Origin of the sequence: Agromyces hippuratus, from assembly GCF_013410355.1 — a bacterium.
Taxonomy (GTDB): Bacteria; Actinomycetota; Actinomycetes; order Actinomycetales; family Microbacteriaceae; genus Agromyces; species Agromyces hippuratus.
The window spans coordinates 916,846-943,382 of the sequence record NZ_JACCFI010000001.1; the positions used below are offsets into that span (position 1 = coordinate 916,846).

Annotated in this window: 26 protein-coding genes; all 26 read right to left on the bottom strand. The window is 71.1% G+C overall.

The window, feature by feature from the left end; all coding sequences use genetic code 11:
• Positions 1-145 precede the first annotated feature (145 nt).
• The gene (gene lgt / locus BJY17_RS04425) at positions 146-1,156 is read right to left on the bottom strand and encodes a prolipoprotein diacylglyceryl transferase (RefSeq protein WP_376865957.1); all 1,011 of its coding nucleotides are present in this window, start codon (positions 1,154-1,156) and stop codon (positions 146-148) included.
• A gap of 57 nt (positions 1,157-1,213) precedes the next feature.
• Positions 1,214-1,999: a tryptophan synthase subunit alpha gene (gene trpA / locus BJY17_RS04430; RefSeq protein WP_179550295.1), complete on the bottom strand. Its 786-nt coding sequence runs from the start codon at positions 1,997-1,999 to the stop codon at positions 1,214-1,216.
• Entirely contained in the window at positions 1,996-3,204 is a 1,209-nt protein-coding gene (trpB, locus tag BJY17_RS04435; protein ID WP_179550296.1) for a tryptophan synthase subunit beta, read from the bottom strand. Before trpB ends, trpA begins: the two co-directional genes overlap by 4 nt.
• A gap of 1 nt (position 3,205) precedes the next feature.
• Positions 3,206-3,979 (bottom strand): indole-3-glycerol phosphate synthase TrpC, encoded by a 774-nt coding sequence (gene trpC / locus BJY17_RS04440; RefSeq protein WP_179550297.1) that lies wholly within the window; start codon positions 3,977-3,979, stop codon positions 3,206-3,208.
• Complete coding sequence (locus BJY17_RS04445; protein WP_179550298.1) at positions 3,979-4,209, bottom strand: DUF6704 family protein; 231 nt, start codon at positions 4,207-4,209, stop codon at positions 3,979-3,981. The genes trpC and BJY17_RS04445 overlap by 1 nt, the downstream gene beginning before the upstream one ends.
• Before the next feature lie 35 nt (positions 4,210-4,244).
• Entirely contained in the window at positions 4,245-4,976 is a 732-nt protein-coding gene (locus BJY17_RS04450) for a Trp biosynthesis-associated membrane protein (protein ID WP_179550299.1), read from the bottom strand.
• The gene (locus BJY17_RS04455; RefSeq protein WP_179550300.1) at positions 4,973-6,499 is read right to left on the bottom strand and encodes an anthranilate synthase component I; all 1,527 of its coding nucleotides are present in this window, start codon (positions 6,497-6,499) and stop codon (positions 4,973-4,975) included. The genes BJY17_RS04450 and BJY17_RS04455 overlap by 4 nt, the downstream gene beginning before the upstream one ends.
• Before the next feature lie 23 nt (positions 6,500-6,522).
• Positions 6,523-6,894, bottom strand: coding sequence for a phosphoribosyl-AMP cyclohydrolase (hisI, locus tag BJY17_RS04460; protein ID WP_179550301.1), 372 nt, complete (start codon positions 6,892-6,894; stop codon positions 6,523-6,525).
• Entirely contained in the window at positions 6,891-7,652 is a 762-nt protein-coding gene (gene hisF / locus BJY17_RS04465; protein WP_179550302.1) for an imidazole glycerol phosphate synthase subunit HisF, read from the bottom strand. The genes hisI and hisF overlap by 4 nt, the downstream gene beginning before the upstream one ends.
• Before the next feature lie 7 nt (positions 7,653-7,659).
• Entirely contained in the window at positions 7,660-8,502 is an 843-nt protein-coding gene (gene hisG / locus BJY17_RS04470) for an ATP phosphoribosyltransferase (protein WP_179550303.1), read from the bottom strand.
• 44 nt (positions 8,503-8,546) lie between these two features.
• Positions 8,547-8,810, bottom strand: a complete 264-nt coding sequence (locus tag BJY17_RS04475; protein WP_056650691.1) for a phosphoribosyl-ATP diphosphatase — start codon at positions 8,808-8,810, stop codon at positions 8,547-8,549.
• A 70-nt stretch (positions 8,811-8,880) separates the two neighbouring features.
• Complete coding sequence (rpe, locus tag BJY17_RS04480; protein WP_179550304.1) at positions 8,881-9,543, bottom strand: ribulose-phosphate 3-epimerase; 663 nt, start codon at positions 9,541-9,543, stop codon at positions 8,881-8,883.
• Positions 9,544-9,574: 31 nt separating this feature from the next.
• On the bottom strand, positions 9,575-11,041 hold the full coding sequence (locus BJY17_RS04485) for an RsmB/NOP family class I SAM-dependent RNA methyltransferase (RefSeq protein ID WP_179550305.1): 1,467 nt from the start codon (positions 11,039-11,041) through the stop codon (positions 9,575-9,577).
• A complete protein-coding gene (gene fmt / locus BJY17_RS04490) occupies positions 11,038-11,973 on the bottom strand; it encodes a methionyl-tRNA formyltransferase (protein WP_179550306.1) in 936 nt (311 codons plus the stop codon). The genes BJY17_RS04485 and fmt overlap by 4 nt, the downstream gene beginning before the upstream one ends.
• A gap of 27 nt (positions 11,974-12,000) precedes the next feature.
• Positions 12,001-13,959: a primosomal protein N' family DNA-binding protein gene (locus BJY17_RS04495; RefSeq protein WP_322789742.1), complete on the bottom strand. Its 1,959-nt coding sequence runs from the start codon at positions 13,957-13,959 to the stop codon at positions 12,001-12,003.
• A 1-nt stretch (position 13,960) separates the two neighbouring features.
• Positions 13,961-15,154: a methionine adenosyltransferase gene (metK, locus tag BJY17_RS04500; RefSeq protein ID WP_179550307.1), complete on the bottom strand. Its 1,194-nt coding sequence runs from the start codon at positions 15,152-15,154 to the stop codon at positions 13,961-13,963.
• Positions 15,151-16,428: a bifunctional phosphopantothenoylcysteine decarboxylase/phosphopantothenate--cysteine ligase CoaBC gene (gene coaBC, locus BJY17_RS04505; RefSeq protein WP_179550308.1), complete on the bottom strand. Its 1,278-nt coding sequence runs from the start codon at positions 16,426-16,428 to the stop codon at positions 15,151-15,153. Before coaBC ends, metK begins: the two co-directional genes overlap by 4 nt.
• 13 nt (positions 16,429-16,441) lie before the next feature.
• Positions 16,442-16,699 (bottom strand): DNA-directed RNA polymerase subunit omega, encoded by a 258-nt coding sequence (gene rpoZ, locus BJY17_RS04510; protein WP_056009287.1) that lies wholly within the window; start codon positions 16,697-16,699, stop codon positions 16,442-16,444.
• A 64-nt stretch (positions 16,700-16,763) separates the two neighbouring features.
• Positions 16,764-17,696, bottom strand: a complete 933-nt coding sequence (gmk, locus tag BJY17_RS04515) for a guanylate kinase (RefSeq protein WP_322789743.1) — start codon at positions 17,694-17,696, stop codon at positions 16,764-16,766.
• On the bottom strand, positions 17,689-18,567 hold the full coding sequence (gene pyrF, locus BJY17_RS04520; RefSeq protein WP_179550309.1) for an orotidine-5'-phosphate decarboxylase: 879 nt from the start codon (positions 18,565-18,567) through the stop codon (positions 17,689-17,691). The genes gmk and pyrF overlap by 8 nt, the downstream gene beginning before the upstream one ends.
• Entirely contained in the window at positions 18,564-21,851 is a 3,288-nt protein-coding gene (gene carB, locus BJY17_RS04525; protein WP_179550310.1) for a carbamoyl-phosphate synthase large subunit, read from the bottom strand. The genes pyrF and carB overlap by 4 nt, the downstream gene beginning before the upstream one ends.
• Positions 21,851-23,029 carry a glutamine-hydrolyzing carbamoyl-phosphate synthase small subunit gene (gene carA / locus BJY17_RS04530; RefSeq protein WP_179550311.1) on the bottom strand — a complete coding sequence of 393 codons (1,179 nt, stop codon included), beginning with the start codon at positions 23,027-23,029 and terminating at the stop codon, positions 21,851-21,853. Before carA ends, carB begins: the two co-directional genes overlap by 1 nt.
• Positions 23,022-23,615, bottom strand: coding sequence for a PH-like domain-containing protein (locus BJY17_RS04535; protein WP_179550312.1), 594 nt, complete (start codon positions 23,613-23,615; stop codon positions 23,022-23,024). Before BJY17_RS04535 ends, carA begins: the two co-directional genes overlap by 8 nt.
• Positions 23,608-24,951: a dihydroorotase gene (locus tag BJY17_RS04540; protein WP_179550313.1), complete on the bottom strand. Its 1,344-nt coding sequence runs from the start codon at positions 24,949-24,951 to the stop codon at positions 23,608-23,610. Before BJY17_RS04540 ends, BJY17_RS04535 begins: the two co-directional genes overlap by 8 nt.
• Positions 24,951-25,901, bottom strand: coding sequence for an aspartate carbamoyltransferase catalytic subunit (locus BJY17_RS04545; RefSeq protein WP_179550314.1), 951 nt, complete (start codon positions 25,899-25,901; stop codon positions 24,951-24,953). Before BJY17_RS04545 ends, BJY17_RS04540 begins: the two co-directional genes overlap by 1 nt.
• Positions 25,901-26,464 carry a bifunctional pyr operon transcriptional regulator/uracil phosphoribosyltransferase PyrR gene (pyrR, locus tag BJY17_RS04550; RefSeq protein WP_179550315.1) on the bottom strand — a complete coding sequence of 188 codons (564 nt, stop codon included), beginning with the start codon at positions 26,462-26,464 and terminating at the stop codon, positions 25,901-25,903. The genes BJY17_RS04545 and pyrR overlap by 1 nt, the downstream gene beginning before the upstream one ends.
• Between the last annotated feature and the right edge of the window lie 73 nt (positions 26,465-26,537).

Below are 26,537 nucleotides of genomic sequence, written 5' to 3' on the forward strand. Positions count from 1 at the left end.
ACCGAACCTCGAGAAGGGTGGGGTGAGCGACACGTGAACCGTCCTCATCAACTAAGTGTGCAGCGGGGGACGTCGTCGGCCCATCAAGGGAGATGTCTCGACGCGTGGTGCGGCGTCGCTTCGGAGAACGTTCTGCGGGGGCGCTTTACGCTGAGGTGGATCGGCTTGAGCTTGTGGCTGCCGTCACGCCCGTCTTGCTCTCACCCTCGACGTCATCGTCGAGAGAGTCGGAGTCGGACTCGATGTCTTCGGAGTCTACCTCAGCATTCGGCGCAGTCCATTCACGCCCCGGCACGTACGGGCTCGGCTCGTCGCCGGTGTGACGACGACGCTGCACGAGGATCAGCACGATGCCGAGCACGACGGCCGCGAGCGAGGCCCAGACGTTGACGCGGATGCCGAAGAACATCTCGCTCGGGTCGAGGCGGATCGACTCGAAGAACGCGCGGCCCGCGCCGTACCAGATGAGGTACACGCCGAAGGCCTTGCCCCAGCGCAGGTTGAACCGGCGCTCGAGCATGACGATGGCGGCGGCGCCGAGGAGGTTCCACACGAGCTCGTAGAGGAACGTCGGGTGGAAGAGCGTGCCCTCGGCGAGGCCGGCCGGGAAGGCCAGGTTGTCGGAGGAGATCTCGAGGCCCCACGGCAGGTCGGTGGGCGAGCCGAAGAGCTCGTGGTTGAACCAGTTGCCGAGTCGGCCGATGGCCTGTGCGACCAGCAGGCCGGGTGCGAGCGCGTCGGCGAACGACCAGAAGCGGATGCCGGTGAAGCGGCAGCCGATGATCGCACCGATCGCGCCGCCGATCAGGGCGCCGTAGATGGCGTTGCCGCCCTCCCAGATGTTCCAGATCGCCCCGGGGGCGAAGGGATTCCAGATGTTCGCACCGGCGTAGAAGTAGTCGTCGGGGTGCGTGAAGACGTGGTAGAACCGGGCGCCGATGATGCCGAGCGGCACCGCCCACAGGGCGATGTCGAGCACGATGCCGGGCTCGGCGCCGCGCTTGGTGAGGCGGCGCGAGGTGATGATGACGGCGAGGATGATGCCGACGAGGATGCACAGCGCATACGTCTGGATCGTCAGCGTGCCCCACGGGACCGGAATCTCGAGAGCGCGCCAGGCGGGGTCTGGACTCGGAATGCTGAACGGTGCGATCACGCCGGCTGCTGCCTTTCCTCAGTTGCGTCGGCCGCTGACGGCCTCAATGAGCGTACTTCACTCTGCGCGGGTGCCGCGCGCGAGTTCCGCAGCCAGCTCGCCCACCGCGGCGACGCCGCCCGTGGCGAGAGCGTTCACGAGCGCCGATCCGACGATCGCGCCCTGCGCGTACTCGAGCACCTCGGCGACCTGGGCGGCCGTGGAGATGCCGACGCCGACGCAGCTCGCGGGCGCTTCGGCGGCGGTGAGCCGCTCGACGAGCGTGCGGGCCGCCCGGTCGACGTCGCTGCGGGCGCCGGTGATGCCCATGGTCGAGACGGCGTAGACGAAGCCGCGGCTCGCGTCGACGACCTGCCTGATGCGGGCATCGGTCGAGGTCGGCGCCGCGAGGAACACCCGGTCGAGACCGGTGCGCTCGGATGCCGCGATCCAGTCGGCGCCCTCGTCGGGGATGAGGTCGGGCGTGATGAGGCCCGCTCCCCCGGCCGCGACCAGGTCGTCGGCGAATCGATCGACGCCGTACTGCACGACAGGGTTCCAGTAGGTCATGATCAGCACCGGGGCATCCACCCGCGCGGTGATGCGTCGAACGGCCTCGAAGCCGTCGGCGAGGCGGAAGCCGTTCGCGAGCGCCTGCTGCGTGGCTGCCTGGATGACCGGGCCGTCCATGACGGGGTCGGAGTACGGCAGGCCGAGCTCGAGGATGTCGACGCCGTTCTCGACCATCGCGACCGCAGCCTCGACGCTCTCGTCGAACGTGGGGAAGCCGACGGGCAGGTAGCCGATGAGCGCGCCGCCCGCCTCGTCGTTGCGTCGGCGGATGACGGAACCGACCGTGTTCATTCGGGGTTCTCCTGGTCGTAGAGCTCGAAGTAGTGAGCGGCCGTGTCCATGTCCTTGTCGCCGCGACCGGAGAGGTTCACGAGGATCGTGGAGTCGGGGCCGAGTTCACGGCCGAGCTCGAGGGCGCCAGCGAGCGCATGAGCCGACTCGATCGCCGGAATGATGCCCTCGGTGCGGGTGAGGAGGCGCAGCGCCTGCATCGCCGCGTCGTCGGTCACGGGGCGGTAGTCGGCCCGCCCGATCGCCGAGAGCCACGAGTGCTCGGGGCCGACGCCCGGGTAGTCGAGGCCTGCCGAGATCGAGTGCGACTCGATCGTCTGGCCGTCTTCGTCTTGCAGCAGGTAGCTGCGCGCCCCGTGGAGCACGCCGGGGCGGCCCTTCGTGATGGTCGCGGCGTGCCGCTCGGTCTCGGCCCCCTCGCCGCCGGCCTCGAAGCCGTAGAGCGCGACGGACTCGTCGTCGAGGAAGGCGTGGAAGATGCCGATCGCGTTGGATCCGCCGCCGACGCAGGCCGCGACGGCCGTCGGCAGCCCGCCGGTGAGGTCGATGACCTGCTGTCGGGCCTCTTCGCCGATGATCTTCTGGAAGTCGCGCACCATCTCGGGGAACGGGTGCGGACCCGCGACCGTGCCGAAGATGTAGTTGGTGGTCTCGACGTTGGTGACCCAGTCGCGCATCGCCTCGTTGATCGCGTCCTTCAGCGTGCGCGAACCGGCCTTCACCGCGACGACCTCGGCGCCGAGCAGCCGCATGCGCGCCACGTTGAGTGCCTGGCGCTCGGTGTCGACCTCGCCCATGTAGATGACGCAGTCGAGGCCGAAGAGCGCCGCAGCCGTCGCCGTCGCGACGCCGTGCTGACCCGCGCCGGTCTCGGCGATCACGCGCGTCTTGCCGATGCGCTTCGTGAGCAGCGCCTGGCCGAGCACGTTGTTGATCTTGTGCGAGCCCGTGTGGTTCAGGTCTTCGCGCTTCAGGATGACGCGGGCCCCGCCGGCGTGCGCGGCGAAACGCGGCACCTCGGTGATGATCGACGGGCGGCCCGTGTAGCTGCGGCCGAGCTCGGCGAGCTCATCGCCGAACGCGGGATCGAGCTTTGCGAGGTCGTAGGCCTCGCCGAGCTCGTCGAGGGCGGCGACGAGGGACTCGGGCACGAAGCGCCCGCCGAAGTCGCCGAAGTAGGGACCGGTCTGCGCTCTGAGCGCCATGTCACACCGCCAGGAAAGCTGAGAGGTTGGCAATCGGGTCGCCGCCCGTGACGAGCGCCTCGCCGACGAGCACGACGTCGGCGCCCGATGAGCGGTAGTGCGCGACATCCGCAGCCGACAGCACCGCGGACTCCGCGACGCGGATCGCGCCATCGGGGAATCGCGGGGCGAGGCGTCCGAAGAGGTCGCGGTCGAGTTCGAACGTCGAGAGGTCTCGGGCGTTCACGCCGATGAGGCGCGCGCCGAGCGCGGCCGCACGTTCGAGCTCATCAGCCGAGTGCGTCTCGATGAGCGGCGTCATGCCGAGCTCGACGATGAGGTCGTGGAGTTCGCGCAGCGTCGGGTCGTCGAGCGCGGCCACGATGAGCAGCACGAGGTCGGCGCCCGCGGCGCGGGCCTCGAGCACCTGGTACGGCGTCGCGATGAAGTCCTTGCGCAGCACCGGAAGCGAGACGGCAGCGCGCACGGTCTCGAGGTCGGCGAGCGAACCGCCGAACTTACGGCCCTCGGTGAGCACGCTGATCGCACTCGCGCCGCCGAGCTCGTACTGCCGCGCGAGGGCGGCCGGGTCGCTGATCGTCGCGAGCGAACCCCGCGAGGGGCTCGATCGCTTGATCTCGGCGATGACCTTGACGTGCGCGGCCGGGCGCAGCGCCTCGAGCGCGTCGAGGGCGGCCGGGCGCGCGAGCGCTGCTGCCTCCACGACGGCGAACGGTGCGCTCTCGCGGCGCGCCAGAGCGTCGGCGACAGCGTTCGCCGTCAGCTCGGCGAGCACTAGTGCGCCTTTTCGGCGACCTTCGAGCCGCCGACACCGTAGCCGGCGCGCGCGAGCACCCAGCCGACGATCAGGCCGACGACGAGCAGACCTGCCGACGCCCAGACGAGCCACTGCGCCTCGAAGAAGAAGGCGACCGTGCCGATCGTGAATGCGATGAGCATGATCGTGACGGCGGTCCATGCCGCGGGCGAGTGTCCGTGGCCGGGATCTGCGGTCTCAATGCTCATGATGCTCCTTCGTGCTGGGGTTTTCGTCGGCCAGTCTAGCGGTTCGCGTCACTGGGGTTCTCGTCGTCGCGCGGGTCGGCGGCGGCATGGTCGGTGGAATCGTCGCGCGCGCCGGCGGTCGCGCCGCCCGCTTCGACGTCGGTCTCGTCGTCGGTCGGGTCGTCGCCCCGGCTGAGGCCGTCCCAATCGTCGATGGCGCGGTCGGAGGCGGGGCGCTCGGCGGCCACGGCAGCAGTGCCGTCGGCGGCCATGCGGGAATCGCTGTACCGCCGCGAGGAGGCCGGCCAGCGCCCGCCGGTCACGAGCACGGCGAGCCCGGCGAGCACGAGCAACGCACCGCCGACGATCGCGAGCACCGGCCAGATCGTCGCGGTGACGGATGCCACGAGCTCGGCGGTCGGTGCGGCGCCGGCGACGCCCGTGGCATCCGTGACGGCAGGCGACACCGCGGCGATGGGGTCGGCGAGGGACAGGCTCGCTGCGAGCAGCACGCAGCCGCCGAGGAGCACCTCGAGCACGCCGAGCACGAAGCGGATGCCCGGGCCTGCGATCGCGAGCGCCGCCACGAGCGCGAGGCCCGCGAGGCCGAGCGCCGCGAGCGCCGGCGACGCGATGCTGCCCGTGACGGCGATCGGCTCGCCGGTGCCACCGGTGCTGCTGGCCTCGATGAGGAGGTCGAACCAGGCCTGACTCCATGAGAGCAGCACGAGCCCGGCGCCCACGACCGTCGTGACGATCGCCGGCAGCTTCATGCGGGCCGGGTTCACGACTCCACCCGTCGCATCGCATTCGCGACCGCGACCGCTCGGAGCGGCGCGGCGGCCTTGTTGCGCGACTCCTGGTACTCGGACTCGGGATCCGAGTCGGCGACGAGACCGCCGCCCGCCTGCACCCGGGCGACGCCGCCCGAGATCGTCGCGGTGCGGATGGCGATCGCGAGGTCGGCATCGCCGCCGAAGCCGAAGTAGCCGACGACGCCGCCGTAGAGGCCGCGTTGCGCAGGCTCGAGTTCATCGATGATCTCGAGCGCGCGGGGCTTCGGCGCACCCGACAGCGTGCCCGCCGGGAACGTCGCTCGGAAGACGTCGATCGCGTTGGCGTCGCCGACGAGATCGCCCTCGACCGAGGAGACGAGGTGCATGATGTGGCTGAACCGCTCGACCCGCATGAACTCGGTCACCTCGACCGTGCCTGCCGTGCAGACCTTCGCGAGGTCGTTGCGGGCGAGGTCGACGAGCATGAGGTGCTCTGCCTGCTCCTTCGGGTCGGCGATGAGCTCGGCCTCGAGGTCGGCGTCGGCCTCGGGTGTCGCGCCGCGCGGCTTCGACCCGGCGATCGGATGCGTGAACACGCGGCCGTGCTGCACCTTCACGAGCGCCTCGGGCGAGGAGCCGACGATCCAGTACGGCTCCCCCGACGTGTCCTCGAGATGCAGCAGGTACATGTACGGGCTCGGGTTGAGGCTGCGGAGCACTCGGTACACGTCGATCGGGTGCGCGGTCGCCTCCTGCTCGAAGCGCTGCGAGATCACGACCTGGAAGATGTCGCCCTCGCGGATGTACTCCTTCGAGCGGTCGACCGCCGCGAGGAAGTCCGCCTTCTCGGTGCGGTGCTCTGGGTCGGCCGCGCGAGCCAGGTCGATCTCGGCCAGCCAGGCCTCCGTCGGCTGGGCGAGACCCAGCTGCATGCGGTCGAGCCGCGCCTGCGCGCCCTGCCAGAGCTGCTCGGGCGCTTCGCCCTGGTCGTTCAGCACCGAGGCGATGAGCTGCACGGTGCCCGTGCGGTGGTCGATCACGACGAGTTCGGAGACGAACGCGAACGCCTGGCCCGGCATCGGGAACTCCGACGGCGGCCTATTCGGCAGGTGCTCGATCTGACGGATCGCCTCCCAGCCGATGAAGCCGACGAGACCGCCGGTCAGCGGCGGAGCGCCCGGCACGTCTTCGGTACGCCAGCGCTCGAAGAGCGCCTCCAGCGCGGCGAGCGGAGCGAGCTCGGCTGCGTCGCCGAGTGCGCGTTCGGCGCTCAGGCCGTAGTCCTGCCATTCGACACGGTCGGATGCCTCGGTGAGCACGCCGTACGACGACACGCCGACGAAGGAGTAGCGCGACCAGATGCCGCCCTGCTCGGCCGACTCCAGCAGGAACGTGCCGGGGCGGCCGCCCGCGAGCTTGCGGTAGATGCCCACCGGCGTCTCGCCGTCGGCGAAGAGCTCGCGCACGACGGGCACGACCCGGCGCCCCGAGAGCAGGGCAGTGAACTCCTCGAAGGTGGTCGTGGCGTCGGCCAACGTGTGCTCCTCGTCGTCAGTCGTCAGTCGGCGGGCGGGAATCCCGGGGTCACGGCGACCGGGTCGCCGTCGAAGCAGGTGCGGGTGCCGGTGTGGCAGGCGGCGCCGATCTGCTCGACGCGCACGAGCAGGGTGTCGGCGTCGCAGTCGAGCGCCGCCGAGCGCACGTACTGCGCGTGGCCCGAGCTGTCGCCCTTGCGCCAGTACTCCTGGCGGGAGCGCGACCAGAAGGTCACCCGGCCCTCGGTCAGGGTGCGTCGCAGCGCCTCGCGGTCCATCCAACCGAGCATCAGCATCTCGCCGGTGTCCCACTGCTGGATGACGGCGGGCAGCAGCCCGTCCGCATTGAAGGCCGCGCGCTCGAGCGCCTCTTCGACCGTGGATCCGGTGGTCATCGCACGATCCTCCCGTCGGCCGCCAGCGCGGCCTTCACCTCGCCGATGGTCAGCTCGCCGTTGTGGAACACCGACGCCGCGAGCACGGCATCGGCACCGGCCGCGATCGCGGGCGGGAAGTCGGCCACCGCACCGGCACCGCCCGAGGCGATGACGGGCACGGTCGAGAGCTCGTGCATGAGCGCGGTGAGTTCGAGATCGAAGCCGGCCTTCGTGCCGTCGGCGTCGATCGAGTTGACGAGCAGTTCGCCGGCTCCGAGCTCGATGCCGCGGCGCGCCCATTCGAGCGCGTCGAGGTCGGTCTCGGTGCGACCGCCGTGGGTCGTCACGACGAAGCCCGACGGCGTGGCGTTGGAGCGCTTGACGTCGAGCGAGAGCACGAGCACCTGCGCACCGAACCGGTCGGCGATCTCGCCGATGAGCGCGGGGCGCGCGATCGCGGCGCTGTTGACGCCCACCTTGTCGGCGCCGTGGCCCTGCAGCCGCGCGACGTCGTCGGCCGAGCGGATGCCTCCGCCCACCGTCAGCGGGATGAAGACCTGCTCGGCGACCCGCTGCACCATGTCGTACGTCGTGGAGCGGTCGTCGACGGTGGCGGTGACGTCGAGGAAGGTGAGCTCGTCGGCACCCTGCTCCGCGTAGCGGGCCGCGAGCTCGACGGGGTCGCCCGCATCACGCAGGTTCTGGAAGTTGACGCCCTTCACGACGCGGCCGGCAGCCACGTCGAGACACGGGATCACACGGACGGCGAGAGACATGCGCGCCTCACAACCGGGCCGCGTGGATGGCGCTGACGAGGATCGCCCTCGCGCCGAGCTCGTACAGTTCGTCCATGACGTGGTTCATGTCGGTGCGCGGGATCATGACCCGCACGGCGACCCACTCGGGATCGTGCAGCGGTGAGACCGTGGGCGACTCGAATCCGGGCGCAGCGGCCGTCGCGCGCTCGAGGTGCTCGACCGGCACGTCATAGTCGAGCAGCACGTACTGGCGCGCGACGAGCACACCCTGGAGGCGGCGGAGCAGCGTCGCGGCCCCCGGCTTGTCGACGCCGGAACCGATGAGCACGGCCTCGGAGTCGAGGATGACCGGGCCGAAGATCTCGAGGCCGGCCTGACGGAGCGTCGAGCCGGTCGATACGACGTCGGCGACGGCGTCGGCCACGCCGAGGCGCACGGCGGACTCGACGGCGCCGTCGAGCTTCACGAGCTTGGCGGGGGTGACGCCGTGGCCGGCGAGGAAGTCGCCGACGAGGCCCGGGTAGCTCGTGGCCACCCGAACGCCCTCGAGGCCCGTGAGGTCGGTGAAGGCGCCCGCCGGACCCGCGAAGCGGAAGGTCGAGTCGCCGAATCCGAGCGGCGCGATCTCGGAGGCATCCGAGCCGGAATCGAGCAGGAGGTCGCGACCCGTGATGCCGACGTCGAGTGCGCCGGAGCCGACGTACGTCGCGATGTCGCGCGGGCGGAGGTAGAAGAACTCGACCCCGTTGCGCGGGTCGGCGGTGTGCAGGTCGCGCGGGTCGCGGCGACCGGTGTACCCGGCTTCCCACAACATCTGCGCGGCGGTTTCAGCGAGCGAGCCCTTGTTGGGCACGGCGATTCGGAGCATTTCGGTACTTTCGTGTCGACGGTTCTGATCGGCCATGGGCGTGATCAGAGATGTCGGTACACGTCGGCGGGCGAGAGCCCCTTCGCCAGCATGAGCACCTGCAGGTGGTACAGCAGCTGGGAGATCTCTTCGGCCGTCTCGTCGTCGCTCTGGTACTCGGCGGCCATCCACACCTCGGCCGCCTCCTCGACGATCTTCTTGCCGATGGCGTGCACGCCGGCGTCGAGCTCGCGCACGGTGCCTGAGCCCTCGGGGCGGGTGGCGGCTCTGTCAGCGAGCTCGATGAACAGCTCGTCGAAGGTCTTCACCCGTCAAGACTACCGGTGCCGGGCACGGGTCGATGCCCGTGCGCGATCGCGGCGTCACGATGCGTACCGGTCAGTGCCGGTGCGCGACCGCGGCGTCACGAAGCGCCGCGATGCGGTCGGCGGGGACCTCGCCCCCGAAGACCGCCGAACCCGCCACGAACGTGTCGGCTCCGGCCTCTGCTGCGATGCCGATCGTGTCGAGCGAGATGCCGCCGTCGACCTGGAGCCAGACGTCGAGCCCCGTTTCGCGCACCACGCGGGACAGGCGCTCGAGCTTCGGCATCGTCTCGGCCATGAACGACTGGCCGCCGAAGCCGGGCTCGACGGTCATCACGAGCACCTGGTCGAACTCGGGCAGCAGTTCGAGGTACGGCTCGACGTCGGTGCCGGGCTTCAGCGCGATGCCGGCGCGGGCGCCGATCTCGCGGAGCCGGCGCGCGAGGGCCACCGGCTCATCGGTGGCCTCGGCGTGGAAGGTGACCGAGAAGGCGCCGAGTTCGGCATAGCCCGGTGCCCAGCGATCGACGTCGGAGATCATGAGGTGCACGTCGAGCGGAATCGGGCTGACCTGCTGCAGGCGCCCAACCATCTGCGGGCCGAACGTCAGGTTCGGCACGAAGTGGTTGTCCATGACGTCGACGTGCACGAGGTCGGCGCTCGCGATGCGCCCGAGCTCGTGCTCGAGGTTCGCGAAGTCGGCGGCGAGAATGCTCGGGTTGATCCGCGTCGTCATGCAGCCACCCTATCGAGCGTGTTGTCGCCGTTCACGCCCGCCGCTTGCGCACGAGCGCGATGAACATCGCGTCGGTGCCGTGCCGGTGCGGCCAGAGCTGCACGGTTTCGGGCGAGCCGGCGAGATCGAGCGGATGCCTCGACACGCCGTCGATCACGGAACGCGTATCGAGCTGCTCGACGGACTCCCCCGCTCGTCGGACCGCCGCGGCGAGGGTGCCGTGGGTCTCGCCGGTGTGCGGCGAGCACGTGACGTAGGCGAGGATGCCGCCGGGCGCGAGAGCTGCGAACGCACTGTCGAACAGCTGCCCTTGGAGCTTCGTGAGCTCGGCGACATCCGATGGGGCCTTGCGCCACCGTGCCTCGGGGCGGCGACGGAGCGCACCCAGCCCGGTGCACGGGGCGTCGAGCAGGATGCGGTCGAAGCCGTCCGGGGCGCCGAGCGCCTCGAGGTCGAGCTCGCGGCCGTCACCGACGTGCACCTCGACGTCGAGCGGAACGCCGACGATCGCCTTGCGCACGAGTTCGGCACGAGCGGGCACCGTCTCGTTCGCAGCGAGCACCGCGCCGCTCGCGAGCGCCTCGGCTGCGAGTACGGCCGTCTTTCCGCCGGGGCCGGCGCACAGGTCGAGCCAGCGCTCCCCCGCGCGAACGGGCTCTGCACGGCTGAGCGCGAGCGCCGCGAGCTGGGAGCCTTCGTCCTGCACCCGGATGCGACCGCCCGAGCGCTCGGCCGCTGCGATCGGGTCGGCGGCGACGGCGCCGATCGGCGAGAACTGGTCGGGCTCGAGGCCCTCGATGCCGTCGGTGTCGACGTCGAGGCCCGGCAGCACGGCGAGGTTCACGCGCGGTGAGGCGTTGTCGGCGTCGAGCAGCTGCTCGAGCTCATCGGCCCGGCCCTCGTGGTCGAGGGCGGTCCGGAGCGCCCGCACGATCCACTCGGGGTGGCTCGTGACGGCTCCGAGGCGAGCGTCTTCGCTGCTCGCCTCCTCGGCGACGAGTTCGCGCCACTCCTCGGGAGACGTGCGCGAGATCGTGCGGAGCACGGCGTTCGCGAACCCTGCCGCCTTCGGGGCGACGCGTCGCGCGAGCTCGACCTGCTCGTTGACCGCGGCATGCGTGGCGACGCGAGTGGCCAGCAACTGGTGCGCGCCGAGCCGGAGCACGTCGAGCACCGCGGGGTCGATCGCCGACGCCGGGCGGTTCGCCGCGAGCTCGATCACGCGGTCGTAGAAGCCCTGCATGCGGAGCGTTCCATAGGTCAGCTCGGTCGCGAATGCGGCGTCAGCCCGGTCGAGGCCGGCGCGACGGATGCGCGTGGGCAGCAGCAGGTTCGCGTAGGCCTCGTCGGCGCGCACGGCCTCGAGCACCTCGACGGCGACGATGCGCGCGGGGGCGATGCGCGGCTGCGCCGGACGGGCCTGCGCGGGGCGATTCGAGCCTCCCCCGCCGCTGCGACGCCGGCCGCCGTCGCCGCTTCCGCCGCGACCGCCGCTCATCGTGCCACCGCCGTGGTGCGGCCGGAGCCGCGCCACCAGTCGCCCGCGTCCATGGCCGGCTTGCCGGCCGGTTGCACCCGGCGCAGCTCGAGCGGCGTCGTCGCCGTTCCGATGAGCACTCGGCGCGCAGCGAGCACGAGTTCGCCGGGCGACAGTGCGGGAACGTCATCGCCGGCGGCGGGCGCGACGAGGTCGAGCACCTTGACCCGCTGCTCGTCGATCGTCGTCCATGCGCCGGGTTCCGGTGTCACGCCGCGGAACCGTGCGCGCACCTCATCCGCGGGGCGCGTCCAGTCGAGACGGGCGTCGTCGATCGACAGCTTCGGAGCGAGGCTCGGCTCGCCGTGCTGCGGCACCGCCCGTGCGGTGCCGTCGGCGATGGCATCCACGACATCGCCGAGTAGCCCGGCCCCGGAGTCCGCGAGTTCGCCGAGCAGTTCGCCGGCCGTCTCCTCGCCCTGCAGAGGATGCCGCAGCTCCGCGAACACCTCGCCCGCGTCGAGTTCGGGCACGAGCTGGAACACGGACGCCCCGGTAACCGAGTCGCCCGCGATGAGCGAGTGCTGCACGGGCGCGGCCCCGCGCCAGGCCGGGAGCAGCGAGAAGTGCAGGTTGATCCAGCCGTGCACCGGAGTCGACAGCAGCGGCTCGCGTACGAGGCCGCCGTAGGCGACGATGACGCCGAGATCGGGTGCCAGCGCTGCGATCTGCGCCGTCGTGTCGGCATCGAGGCGATTGGCCTCGATCAACGGCACGCCGAGTCGCGACGCGGCCTGGGCGACGGGCGACGGCGTCAGCACGCGCCTGCGCCCGAGCGGGGCGGGCTGCCGGGTCACGACGCCGACGAGGTCATGGCCGCTCGCCGCGAGACGTTCGAGCGATGGGAGGGCGACGGCAGGAGTGCCGGCGAAGACGATGCGGAGCTTCTGCACACTCCATTGTCGCCGACCGGAGCGCCGCTACGGGACCTCGGGGTCGTCGAAGCGCACGCGGAGCACCGCAGGGCGCTTCGGCGGCTGGCCGGCGACGGGTCGCCGCCGCTCGGTCGCGACCCGGATCATCTCGGCGCGGAGCGCCTTCGCGACCGCCACTCCCGCGGCGTAGTCGAACCGGACGATGCCGCGCTCGAGTCCCTCGTCGGCCGGCACCGGGCCGAGCGAGTCGACACCGGGTGCGGCGTCACGAGCCGCATCGAGCGCCCGGGCGACCAGGGCCGGCGCCGCCGTCACGCTCGCCACGCGCACGGCCGGAGGGAACCGCAGCGCCCGCCGACTCGCGAGCTCGCCGCTCGCCCATTCCGAGAGCCGCCAGGATGCCAGCGACTGCGCGAGCCCGCCCGCCACCCCGACCAGGTAGACCGGCGAGCCGGGAGCCGCGAGCGCCGCGGCGTTCGCCCACCAGCGCAGGCAGTCCTCAGCGACGCGAAGCGACTCGCGCAGCAGCATCCGCTCGCCGTCGAGCAGGAGCACCGCGCGGTACCCGCCCTCGGCGATCGGCTCGGCGCCGCGGGTCGCGACGACGAGGGCCGGCTCGGCGCCGACCTTCAGCACCGGCCGTTCGCCGTCGGAGAGGATGACGCGGGCCTTCGGGAACGCGCGACCGAGCTCTTCGGCGGTGCGGCTCGCCCCGACCGTCACCGCGCGCATTTTCGTGGCCTCGCACACCGGGCACCGCCAGGTGCTCGCACTCGTGCCGCACAGCACGCACCGCGGGTCGCCGCCGCTGCGCGGCACGACCAGCGCACCGCCGCACGCCGAGCACCGCGCCGGCTCGCGGCAGCGGTCGCACGTGAGCATCGGCGCGTGACCCGGCCGCGCGACCTGCACGAGCACGGGGCCCTCGAGGAGAGCCTGCTGCGCACCGCGCCAGGCGCTCGACGGGATGCGCGCCGAACCCGGTTCGGGCGACGCCTGCTGCTCGGTCGGGATGACTTTCGGCCGCACATGCCTGACGGCGGGCACCTCGTGCACCCAGCCGATCTCCACGAGACGCTCGACCTCGACGCTGCGGCTGTGGCCGAGAAAGAGCAGGGCCGCTCCCGACTGCTCCTGCCGGATGAGGGCAGCGTCACGCGGATGCACGCCCGGCGCGAGCTGTTCGTTCTGGAGCGAGTCGCCGTCGTCCCAGATCGCGATGAGGCCGAGCCTCGATGCCGGGGCGTAGACGGTCGAGCGGTTGCCGATGATCACGCGCGCGTCGGCGCCGGTGGCGTCGAGGAATGCACGGAACCGTTCGCCGCCGGTCTGTCGGGCATCGGTGCGGAGCACCCGTCTCGGGTCGACGCGATCGGCGAGCGCCGCCTGCAGCTGCTCCTGGTCGCGGTAGTCGGGAACGATGATGAGGCTCGACCGGTCGGCCGCGAGCGTGTGCCCCGCCGCCGCTGCGAGCGTCGCCGCCCAAGCCCCGACCCACTCGCCCGACGAGAGCAGCACCGGGCGAGGATCGGCAGCCAGCGCCATCCGCTCGCCCGCGTCGATGCCCGTCTCGATGCGGCCCGGCTCGTATCCAGGGATCGCCGCGGCGGGGCCCGGCAGCTCGCCCGGATCGGGTTCTGCCGCCCGCCACGCCCGCTCGGCCCGCACATAGCGGCTCGGGATGGCGACCCGCAGGATGTCACCGGCGTTGCCGGCCGCGCGGTCGGCCGCCGCACGGGCGAGCGCCCACACCTCGGGCATCAGCAGCGGCACCTCGGACACGACGTCTTCGAGCTCGCTGAGGCGCCCCTCGAACTCGCTCGTCGAGACGACCTCGACGAGCCACCCGTTGGCGATGCGCCCACCCGAACGCAGCGGCACACGCACGCGCACCCCGGCGACGGCGGCTTCACGCAGCCGTTCGGGCACGGCGTAGTCGAAGAGCTGGTCGAGTTGCGGCAGCGGCGAATCGACGAGCACGCGGGCGACGGAGCCGCCTGCCACGTCAGAGCCCGGAAGCGGAGCGGAGGTCGTCGACGCGGTCGAGGCGCTCCCAGGTGAAGTCGGGCAGCTCACGGCCGAAGTGGCCGTAGCTCGCGGTCTGGGCGTAGATCGGTCGCAGCAGGTCGAGGTCGCGGATGATCGCGGCGGGCCGCAGGTCGAACACCTCGCGGATCGCGGCGGTGATCTGCTCGTCGGGCAGCGCGCCGGTGCCGAACGTCTCCACGTAGAGCCCGACGGGGGCCGCCTTGCCGATGGCGTACGCCACCTGCAGCTCGAGACGATCGGCGAGACCCGCTGCGACCGCGTTCTTCGCGACCCAGCGCATCGCGTACGCCGCCGAGCGGTCGACCTTCGACGGGTCCTTGCCGCTGAACGCGCCGCCGCCGTGTCGGCTCGCACCGCCGTAGGTGTCGATGATGATCTTGCGGCCGGTGAGGCCGGCGTCGCCCTGCGGGCCGCCGATCTCGAAGCGACCGGTGGGGTTGATGAGCACGTCGAGATCGGGCCGGGCCAGCTCGACCGTGTCGAGCACCGGGCGGATCACGAGCTCCTCGACCTCGGCGCGGAGCTGCTCGGTCGACACCGCGAGCGTGTGCTGCGTCGAGAGCACGACCGTCTCGACCGTCTTCGGCACCTGGCCGTCGTAGCCGATCGTGACCTGGGTCTTGCCGTCGGGGCGCAGGTAGTCGAGCTCGCCGTTCTTGCGCACGGCCGACAGGCGCTCGGCGAGGCGATGCGCGAGCCAGATCGGCACGGGCATGAGCTCGGGGGTCTCGCGCGTGGCGTAGCCGAACATGATGCCCTGGTCACCCGCGCCCTGCATGTCGAGCGCGTCGACGCTCGACCCCTCCCGGGATTCGAACGCGTGGTCCACTCCCTGGGCGATGTCGGGCGACTGGCCGCCGATCGACACCGAGACGCCGCACGAACGCCCGTCGAACCACGCGTCGGAGGAGTCGTAGCCGATGGAGGTCACGCGCTCGCGCACGATCGCCGGGATCTCGACGTAGCCGCTCGTGGTGACCTCGCCCGCGACGTGCACGAGGCCGGTCGTCACGAGGGTCTCGACCGCGACGCGGCTGTGGGGGTCCTCGCGAAGCAGCGCATCGAGGATGGAGTCGGAGATCTGGTCGCAGAGCTTGTCGGGGTGGCCCTCGGTGACCGACTCGGACGTGAAGCGGCGGAGTGCGCTCATGTGGTGGGCTCGTGTTCCTTCGAGGTCGTCGCGGTGGTGACGGCGGTCACTTCCGTGACCACCACATCGAGGATGTCATGCGCCACCGACTGTTTCGTTCCGTGTGCTCGTGTGACGACATCGCCGTCTCGACCGATCACGACGACACGGTTCTCGTCGCTCGCGAAGCCCTCGTTCCAGCCGACTCGGTTGACGACGAGCAGGTCGGCGCCCTTCGCCTCGCGCTTGGCGCGGCCGAGCGCGATGATGCGGTCGTCGTCGGCTTCGGTCTCTGCCGCGAAGCCCACGAGCAACGTGCCCGGGTGCGGCGCATGGCCGAGGCCCGCGAGGACGTCGGGGTTGCGCACGAGTTCGAGCGTCAGTCCGTCGTCGCTCGCGTCTTTCTTGATCTTGCCCTCGCTCACGCTGGCCGGCCGGTAGTCGGCGACGGCGGCGGCCATCACGACGACGTCGGCGCCGCGTGCGGCCTCGGTCACCGCGGCCTGCAGCTCGAGCGCGGTCGAGACGCGGCGGATGTCGCAGCCTTCGGGTTCGGGGACCTCGAGGTTCGCGGCGATGAGGGTGACGTGCGCGCCGCGCTCGCGGGCGGCCTCGGCGATCGCGATGCCCTGCTTGCCGCTCGAGCGGTTGCCGAGGAAGCGCACGGGGTCGAGGGGCTCGCGCGTGCCACCGGCGCTCACCACGACATGGCGGCCCGCGAGATCACTGCGATGAGCGGATGCCTCGGCGGAGACGCCGTCGCCCAGGACGCGTTCGAGCGCGACCCGCACGATCTCGTCGGGCTCCTCCATGCGACCGGCACCGCTGTCGGCACCGGTGAGCTGTCCGACGGCGGGGCCCACGATCGTGACGCCGCGCGAACGGAGCGTCTCGACGTTCGCCTGAGTCGCGGGATGCCGCCACATCTCGGTGTGCATGGCCGGTGCGATGACGACGGGCGCCTCGCTCGCGAGCAGCGTGTTGCCGAGCAGGTCGCCGGCGAGCCCCGTCGCGAGCTTCGCGATCGAGTTCGCAGTCGCGGGGGCGATCACGATGAGGTCGGCGGCCTGCCCGATGGCGACGTGCCGCACCTCGGCGACGCCCTCGTACAGCTCGGTGTGCACCGGGTTGCGCGAGATCGCCTCGAGCGTCGGCCGACCGACGAAGCGCAACGCACCCTCGGTCGGCACGACGTGCACGTCGTGGCCGGCGAGCACGAGCGCACGCACGACGCCGACGGCCTTGTACGCGGCGATGCCGCCGGTGATGCCGACGACGATGTTGAGCCGAGTCATCCGGCCCTCCGGATCACTCGGCGATCGGGCGGAGCCGGAGCTTGTCTTCGTTGATCTCGTGCATCGCGACCGACAGCGGCTTGTCGTCGATCGAGGAGTCCACGAGCGGGCCGACGTTGTCGAAGAGGCTGCCCTCGTGCAGGTCGGCGTAGTAGTCGTTGATCTGGCGTGCGCGCTTGGACGCGAAGATGACCAGCTGGTACTTCGAGTCGACCTTGGAGAGCAGGTCGTCGATGGGCGGATCGATGATGCCGGACAGCTTCTCAGCCATGGAATGACTCCTTAGATCGTGGGGTGCGCACCCTCAGTGCGCGGAAAGTCGTGGCGAGGGCAGCTCAACGCCGACCCTTGCGAGATCTCATCAAGTCTACGACCTCCTGCGCCGCTTCGGCGACGTCGTGGTTCACGACCTGGTGGTCGAACTCCTCGATGGCGGCCAATTCGACCTTCGCGGTCTCGAGTCGGCGCTGCTGTTCGGCCGGGCTCTCGGTGCCGCGACCGACGAGACGCCGCACGAGTTCGTCCCAGCTCGGCGGCAGCAGGAAGACGAGCGTCGCCTCGGGGGCAGCGCGGCGCACGGACCGCGCACCCTGGATGTCGATCTCGAGCAGCACGCTGTTGCCGGCGGCGATCGCCTCTTCGACGGCCTTTCGCGGTGTGCCGTAACGCGATGCGTTGTGCACCGTCGCCCATTCGAGGAGTTCACCGGCCTCGACCATGCGGTCGAACTCGGCGTCGTCGACGAAGAAGTAGCTCTCGCCCTCGACCTCGCCGGGTCGCGGCGCGCGGGTCGTCGCCGAGACCGAGAGGCGCACATCGGGGTGGTGGCGCCGGATGTACTCGGCGACGGTGCCCTTGCCGACCGCGGTCGGTCCGGCGAGCACGACGAGTCGGTCGCCCGTGCCGCCGTGGGCGGCGACCCAGTCCGCGAGGAACTCGCGGAGGCGCCGGCGCTGCAGCCGGCCGAGGCCGCCGAGGCGCTTCGACGGCGAGATCTCGAGCTCCTCCATGATGCGCGCCGACTTCGTCTGCCCGATCGCGGGGATCGAGGTGAGGAACTCGGTGACGCGGAGGCGCCCCTCGACGCCTTCGGGAGACTCGAACGCTTCGCGCAGCACGTCGAGCGGGCTCCGCGAACCCGCTGCGATCGCCGATTTGACCGTCGCCCGGGCGCGTCGCGCCGCCACGGCGGCGCGGGATGCGGCCACTCGATCGACGTCGGGCGGTGACGGGCGCGTGGCCCCGGGGGCGGTCGTCTGCTCAGACACTCGTCGCCCCTACCTCGCCGACGCGACGCGTGATCGCCTCGGCCAGGCCATCGGGCCCTGCGCCGAGGATCGACCGCGACTCGCTCACGATGACCCCGGCCGCGAGCGACCCGAAGATCGACCGGAGGTCGCGGAGTTCGGCGCCCTGATGGCCGAACCCGGGCGCCAGCACCGGCAGTCCCGGCCGCGGCGGATCCACGTCGAGCTCGATGCCCGAGCTGCGCAGGTCGATCGTCGCGCCGAGCACGACGCCGACCGAGCCGAGGGCCCGGGTCGAGGCATCCGCTCGCCCCTGGTTCCAGGCGACGACCCCGCTCGTGATGGCCTGGGCGACAGTGGAGCCGGCGCGACTCGACTGCTGCAGCACGGCGCGCTGGATGGCGGCGGCCTCGGGGTTCGAGGTCGCGGCCAGCACGAAGGCGCCCTTGCCCGCTCGCTCGGCGGCCTCGAGCACGCCTGCGATCGAGCCGAGGCCCTGGTACGCGCTGATCGTCATCGCGTCGGCCTCGAGGCTGGATCCCGGCGTCAGCCAGGCCTGGCCGTAGGCCTCGACGCTCGTGCCGATGTCGCCGCGCTTCACGTCGGCGATCACGAGCAATCCGGCGTCACGGGCCTCGGCCAGCACGCGCTCGAGCGCCGCGTAGCCCGCGGCGCCGTGGCGCTCGAAGAACGCCACCTGCGGCTTGACGATGCCCACGCGCCCACCGGCGGCGTCGACCGTGCGCAGGCCGAACTCGCGAAGGCCCTCGGCCGAATCGGGAAGCCCCCACTGGTCGAGGAGCGACGCGTGCGGGTCGATGCCGACGCAGAGCCTCCCGTACGCGGCGAAGACGGCCTCGAGCCGGTCGCCGAACGGAGTCACCTCGGTCATGCGCTGGCCTCCCGACGGCGTGCGTACTCCTGCAGGCTCGTGACCTCGAAGCCCTCGCGCTGCACGTCGAGCGACGCGACGGCCGCCGAGAGCTCCGCGATGGTCGTGAACAGCGGGATGTCGGCGGCCACCGCAGCCGCGCGGATCTCGTAGCCGTCGGCGCGCGACGAGCGCCCGCTCGGGGTGTTCACCACGACGTCGACTTCACCGCGGTGGATGAGCTCGACCACGGAGGCCGCGTCGGGGCTCGTCTTCTCGCTGAACTTCAGCACCTCCTGGGCGCGGATGCCGTTGCGACGCAGCACCTCAGCGGTGCCCTCGGTCGCGGCGATGTCGTAGCCGAGCTGCTGCAGGCGCAGCACCGGGAGGATGATCGCGCGCTTGTCGCGGTCGGAGACCGAGACGAAGACCGTGCCCGAGGTGGGCATGCCGCCGTAGGCTGCGAGCTGGCTCTTCGCGAACGCGGTCGGGAAGTCCTTGTCGATGCCCATGACCTCACCGGTCGAACGCATCTCGGGGCCGAGCACGGAGTCGACCATGATGCCCTCGCGGGTGCGGAAGCGGTGGAACGGCAGCACGGCCTCCTTGACGGCGACGGGTGCGTCGAACGGCACCCGCGAGCCGTCGTTGGCGGGGAGCAGGCCCTCGTCGATCAGCTCGGCGACGGTCGCGCCGACCATGATGCGCGACGCGGCCTTCGCGAGCGGGATGCCGAGCGCCTTCGAGACGAAGGGCACCGTGCGGCTCGCACGCGGATTGGCTTCGAGCACGTAGAGCACGCCGGCGCCGATCGCGAACTGCACGTTCAGCAGGCCCCGCACGCCGATGCCCTCTGCGATGGCGCGAGTCGCCTCGCGCACCCGGTCGACCTCGGCGCGGCCGAGGGTCACGGGCGGCAGTGTGCAGCTCGAGTCGCCGGAGTGGATGCCGGCCTCCTCGATGTGCTCCATGACGCCGCCGACATAGAGGTCGGTGCCGTCGTACAGCGCGTCGACGTCGATCTCGATCGCGTCGTCGAGGAAGCGGTCGACGAGCAGCGGATGCGTCGGGCCGACGATGCCCTGACCCTCGATGCGTGCGAAGTAGTCGGCCAGCGACGGCGAGTCGTAGACGATCTCCATGCCGCGGCCGCCGAGCACGTAGCTCGGACGCACGAGCACGGGGTACCCGATGCCCTCTGCGACGTGCACGGCACCGGCGAGGTCGGTCGCGGTGCCGTTCTTCGGCGCGAGCAGGCCTGCGGCGTCGAGGATGCCGGAGAAGAGACCGCGCTCCTCGGCGAGGTCGATCGCCTCGGGGGTCGTGCCGAGGATCGGGATGCCGGCGGCCTCGAGGCCCTTCGCCAGACCGAGCGCCGTCTGGCCGCCGAGCTGCACGACGACGCCGACGAGCTCGCCCGACTGCGACTCGGCGTGGATGACCTCGAGCACGTCTTCGAGGGTGAGCGGCTCGAAGTAGAGCCGGTCGCTCGTGTCGTAGTCGGTCGAGACCGTCTCGGGGTTGCAGTTGATCATGATCGTCTCGAACCCGGCCGCCGAGAGGGCGAACGACGCGTGCACGCACGAGTAGTCGAACTCGACGCCCTGGCCGATGCGGTTCGGACCCGAGCCGAGGATGACGACCTTGCGGCGGTCGCTGGGCTCGACCTCGGTCTCCTGGTCGTAGCTCGAGTAGTGGTACGGCGTGAGCGCGGGGAACTCCCCCGCGCACGTGTCGACCGTCTTGTAGACCGGGCGGATGCCGAGGATGTGGCGCACCTCGCGGGCGTCGGCCTCGCCGAAGCCGCGGAGCTGGCCGATCTGCGCGTCGGAGAAGCCGTGGTCCTTCGCGAGCAGCAGGAGCTCGGTGTCGAGGTTCTCCGCCGAGGCGATGGTCTCGGCGACCTCGTTGATGAGCACGATCTGGTCGAGGAACCACGGGTCGATCTTGGTCGCCTCGAAGAGCTGCTCGATCGTGGCGCCCTTGCGGAGCGCCTGCTGCACGACGACGATTCGGCCGTCGGTCGGCACGGATGCCACCTCGAGGAGCTCCTCGATCGAGCGCTCCTCGTCGCCCCAGTGGAACGACGAGCCGCGCTTCTCGAGCGAGCGGAGCGCCTTCTGCAGCGCGGTCGCGTAGTTGCGGCCGATCGCCATGGCCTCGCCGACCGACTTCATGGTGGTCGTGAGGGTGGGGTCGGCGGCCGGGAACTTCTCGAACGCGAACCTGGGCACCTTGACGACGACGTAGTCGAGCGTCGGCTCGAACGACGCCGGGGTGACCCGGGTGATGTCGTTCGGGATCTCGTCGAGGCGGTAGCCGATCGCGAGCTTCGCGGCGATCTTGGCGATCGGGAAGCCGGTCGCCTTCGAGGCGAGCGCGCTCGAGCGGGAGACCCGCGGGTTCATCTCGATGACGATGACGCGGCCGTCGGCCGGGTCGATCGCGAACTGGATGTTGCAACCGCCCGTGTCGACGCCGACGGCGCGGATGATGTCGATGCCGATGTCGCGCAGGTGCTGGAACTCGCGGTCGGTCAGGGTCAGCGCGGGTGCGACCGTGATCGAGTCGCCGGTGTGCACGCCGACCGGGTCGACGTTCTCGATCGAGCAGACGACGACCGTGTTGTCGGCCGTGTCGCGCATGAGTTCGAGCTCGTACTCCTTCCAGCCGAGGATCGACTCCTCGAGGAGCACCTCGGTCGTGGGCGAGTCGTGCAGGCCCTGGGTGACGATGCGCACGAGGTCGTCCTCGGTGTACGCGAAGCCGGAGCCGAGGCCGCCCATCGTGAACGACGGGCGCACCACGAGCGGGTAGCCGAGGTCGAGGGCGAACTCCTTCGCCTGCTCGAGCGTCTTCGCGACGTGCGAACGGGCGACACCAGCACCCGCCTCGATCACGAGGTCCTTGAAGAGCTGGCGGTCCTCGCCCTTGCGGATGGCGTCGACCTTCGCGCCGATGAGCTCGACGCCGTGCTTCTCGAGGATGCCCGCGTCGTGCAGCGCGATGGCCGCGTTCAGCGCCGTCTGGCCGCCGAGCGTCGGGAGCACCGCGTCGGGCTTCTCCTTGATGATGATCGACTCGATGATCTCGGGCGTGATCGGCTCGATGTACGTCGCGTCGGCGAAGTCGGGGTCGGTCATGATCGTGGCCGGGTTCGGGTTCACGAGGATGACCCGCACGCCCTCCTCGCGGAGCACGCGGCACGCCTGGGTGCCCGAGTAGTCGAATTCGGCGGCCTGTCCGATGACGATCGGACCGGATCCGATGACGAGGACGCTGTTGATGTCGTCGCGCTTGGGCATTACTCGTTGCTTCCTTCGGTCGCGGTGCTCGTCGTCGTGTTCGCGATCACCATGTCGCGGAATCGGTCGAAGAGGTAGTTCGCGTCGTGCGGGCCGGCCGCCGACTCGGGATGGTACTGCACGCTGAACGCGGGGATGTCGAGGCAGTTGAGCCCCTCGACCACGTTGTCGTTGAGGCCGTAGTGGCTGACCTCGACGCGGCCGAAGCCCTCGCTCGACTCGCTCACGCGGTCGATCGGGGCGTCCACGGCGAAGCCGTGGTTGTGCGCCGTGATCTCGACGCGGCCGGTGGCCTTGTCGAGCACCGGCTGGTTGATGCCGCGGTGGCCGAAGGGCAGCTTGTAGGTGCCGAAGCCGAGCGCGCGCCCGAGCAGCTGGTTGCCGAAGCAGATGCCGAAGTACGGCAGCCCCTCGCGGAGCGTGGTGCGCAGCAGTTCGACATGGCGGTCGGATGCCGCGGGGTCGCCCGGCCCGTTCGAGAAGAAGAGCGCGTCGGGCGAGAGGGCAAGCACCTCTTCGGCCGTGATCGACTGCGGAACGACGTGGACGTCGAAGCCGCGCTCGGCGAGGTACTGCAGGGTCGAGGTCTTCACGCCGAGGTCGAGCACCGCGACGGATCCGACTCGTTCGCCTGCGGCCGGCAGCGTGTAGGGCTCGGTGGTCGAGACGGCTCCCGACAGGTTGGCGCCGGCCATCGCCGCACCGCTCTGCACGAGGTCGAGCTGCTCGCCCGGGGTGAGGAGCGCGTCGTCGCCCGAGAAGATGCCGGCGCGCATGGCGCCCGCCGAACGGAGGTGGCGCGTGAGCGCTCGCGTGTCGATGCCGCTGATGCCGACGACGCCCGAGGCGGCAAGGTCGTCGTCGAGGCTGCGCTGCGAACGGAAGTTCGAGACGACTCGCGAGGGGTCGCGCACGATGAAGCCGGCCACCCAGATGCGGGCCGACTCCATGTCCTCGTCGTTCATGCCCGTGTTGCCGATGTGCGGCGCCGTCATCATGACGATCTGACCCGCGTACGACGGGTCGGTCAGGGTCTCCTGGTAGCCGGTCATGCCGGTGGCGAAGACCGCTTCGCCGAGGGTGCGGCCGCGCGCACCGTAGGCGCGACCTTCGTAGCGGCGTCCGTCTTCGAGGACGAGCACGGCGGAATCGCTCGTGCCTGCGGGGGTCTCAGTCATTCGAGGCCTCACTCTCCTGCTCTGGCCGCGGCGCGGCTGGCGCTGCGGCGATGTCTTGTTCCGACCGCTGCGCGGCTGGCGCTGCGGCGATGTCGTTCACGGCCTGGATGATCCTGGCCTGGTCTCCCGGGTACCGGGCGCGTACATAGCTGTCGACTCGAGGCTCGGTGCGCTCGACTGTGCCGTGCTCCTGGGCGATCCAGGTGAGGGCGACGAGGCCCTCCGGCTCGACGCCGCGATCGATGGCGTAGCTCGCGAGCTGCGCACCGACGAGGCGGTCGGCCGGGACGAAGGTCAGCGACTCCCCCGCGATGCGGAGGATCAGGCCTTCGGGAAGCACTTCGAGGTGGCCGGAGCCGCGGAACGCGAGTCCGTGCACCGCGAGCCGCTCGAGGGGCTCTCCGAGCGGGGTGGTCGCGACGTAGAGCACCTCGGCGTCGACCACCGGAGCGGCGTGCTCGGCGGGCACGGGGTACGAGCTGAGCGACTCGTCGCGCACGGTGCGGCGCTTCCACGAGCGGTACATGAGCCAGCCGACGAGCGCCACGACGGCGACGGCGACGAGGGTGCCGATCACCTTATCCATGCACGACCCCCAGAGCGGATGCCGCGTTGCGGGCGACCTCGTCGTGCGGGCGCACCGCGCCGTCGAGGAATGTCGGGTAGCCGCCGTGGAACGTCGCGACGACCCGACCGGGCAGGCGACGGCCGAGGTACGGCGAGTTCGTGCTGCGGCCGGCGAGCCGGTCGAGGTCGAACTCGGATGCCGCGGCGGGGTCGTAGAGCGTCAACTCGGGAGCAGCCCCCACGGCGATCGACTCGCCGTGGCCGTGCAGCCGGCCGATGCGCGCCGGTGTCGACGACATCACGCGCGCGACATCCGCCCAGTTCATGAGCCCCGTCTCGACGACGGCGGCGTGCACGACGGCGAGGGCCGACTCGAGTCCGACCATGCCGTTGGCGGCGGCCTGCCACTCGCTCTCCTTCGCCTCGACCGGGTGCGGAGCGTGGTCGGTGGCCACGATGTCGATCGTGCCGTCGGCGAGTGCTGCGCGCAGCGCCTCGACGTCTTCGGCCCGGCGCAGCGGCGGGTTCACCTTGAACCGGGGGTCGTATCCCGCGATGAGGTCTTCGGTGAGGAGCAGGTGGTGGGGCGTCACCTCGGCGGTCACGTCGATGCCGCGGGCCTTCGCCCAGCGGATCACCTCGACGGATCCGGCGGTGGAGACGTGGCAGACGTGCAGGCGCGAGCCCACGTGCTCGGCGAGGAGCACGTCGCGGGCGATGATCGACTCCTCGGCGACCGCCGGCCAGCCGGTCAGGCCGAGCTCGCCCGAGAGGGCGCCCTCGTTCATCTGCGCGCCCTCGGTCAGCCGGGGTTCCTGCGCGTGCTGGGCGATGACGCCGTCGAAGGCCTTGACGTACTCGAGCGCGCGGCGCATGAGCAGCGGGTCGGAGACGCAGAAGCCGTCGTCGGAGAAGACCCGTACGTTCGCACGGGAGCGCGCCATCGCGCCGAGCTCGGCGAGCTGTTCGCCCTTGAGCCCGACGGTCACGGCGCCGATCGGCTGCACGGTCGCGTAGCCAGCAGCGCGGCCGAGGCTCGCCTCCTGCTCGACGACGCCCGCCGTGTCGGCGACCGGGAAGGTGTTCGCCATCGCGAACACCGCGGTGAAGCCGCCCGCCGCAGCGGCCTGCGTGCCGGTGAGCACCGTCTCGCTCTGCTCGTAGCCGGGCTCGCGGAGGTGCGTGTGCAGGTCGACGAGACCGGGCAGGGCGATGAGCCCGTCGGCGTCGACGACCGTCGCGCCCGAGGCATCCGCAATGCTGCCGACGCCGGCGATGACGCCGCCATCGAGCAGGATGTCGGCGCGCTCGCCACCCGGGAGGGTGGCGCCGGTGATCAGGAAACGCTCGCTCATCAGGCGTCCCCCCGTTCGCCGGACATCAACAGATAGAGGGCGGCCATTCTCACTGAAACTCCGTTCGCAACCTGCTCGCGCACCGTCGACTGCTGGGAGTCGGCTGCGCGGGCGGCGATCTCGAGCCCGCGATTCATCGGGCCGGGGTGCATCACCATCGTACTGGGGGGCAGCGCGTCGAACCTGGCGTCGTCGAGACCCCAGGTGCGCGCGTACTCGCGGCTGTTCGGGAAGAACGCCGCGTGCATGCGCTCGACCTGGATGCGCAGCATCATGACGACGTCGGGGGTGCGGCCGAGGGCGGCGTCGAGGTCGTAGCCGACGCGGGCGGGCCAGGTGCGGGTGTCGACCGGCACGAGGGTCGGCGGGGCGACGAGTTCGACCTCCGCGCCGAGCGTCGCGAGGAGCCACACGTTCGACCGCGCGACCCGCGAGTGCAGCACGTCGCCGACGATGACGACGTGCACGCCGTCGAGCGCCCGCCCGCGCGATGCCGCGCCGTGCAGGCGACGGCGCATCGTGAACGCGTCGAGCAGCGCCTGGGTCGGGTGCTCGTGCGTGCCGTCGCCGGCGTTCACGACGCCCGCATCGATCCATCCGCTCGTCGCGAGCGTGTACGGCGCGCCCGAGGCGTGGTGGCGGATGACGACGCCGTCGGCGCCCATCGCCTGCAGGGTCTGCGCCGTGTCCTTCAGGCTCTCGCCCTTCGAGACGCTCGACCCCTTGGCGCTGAAGTTGATGACGTCGGCCGAGAGGCGCTTGGCGGCGGCCTCGAACGAGATGCGCGTGCGGGTGGAATCCTCGAAGAAGAGGTTCACGACGGTCTTGCCGCGCAGCGTCGGCAGCTTCTTGACCTCGCGCTCCTGTACGGCGGCCATGTCCTCGGCGATGTCGAGGAGCTCGATCGCCTGCTCGCGTGAGAGCTCGCGGGTGCTGAGCAGGTGGCGCATCAGGCCTCGCCGCCCTCTGCCGTGACGGAGTCGTCGATCGCGACGGCATCGTCGCCGTCGATCTCGGTGAGACGCACGTTGATGCGCTCCCGGGTCGAACTCGGCAGGTTCTTGCCGACGAAGTCGGCCCGGATCGGGAACTCCCGGTGCCCCCGGTCGATGAGCACCGCGAGCCGCACCGCACGGGCACGGCCGAGATCGTTCAGCGCGTCGAATGCGGCCCGGATCGTGCGCCCCGAGAACAGCACGTCGTCGACGAGCACGACGGTCTTGCCGTCGATGCCGCCGGGCGGCAGCTCGGTGGGCTGCGGCGTGCGCGTCCGCGTGCGGGTGAGGTCGTCGCGGTACATCGTGACGTCGAGCGCCCCTGCAGGTGGCGGCGCGGCATCGGGTTCGATGCGGGCGATGGTCTCGGCGATGCGACGGGCGAGGATCACGCCCCTGGTCGGGATGCCGAGGATGACGAGATCGGAACTGCCTCGATTGGACTCGAGGATCTCGTGCGAGATGCGGGTCAGCGCCCGCGAGATGTCAGCTTGACTGAGCACGGCACGTGCCATCAAACGACTCCCTTCTCCGCCTCACAGGACGGCCTTAAAGGTTGTCAACGTCCTTCGATCCTATCGTGTCCCACGA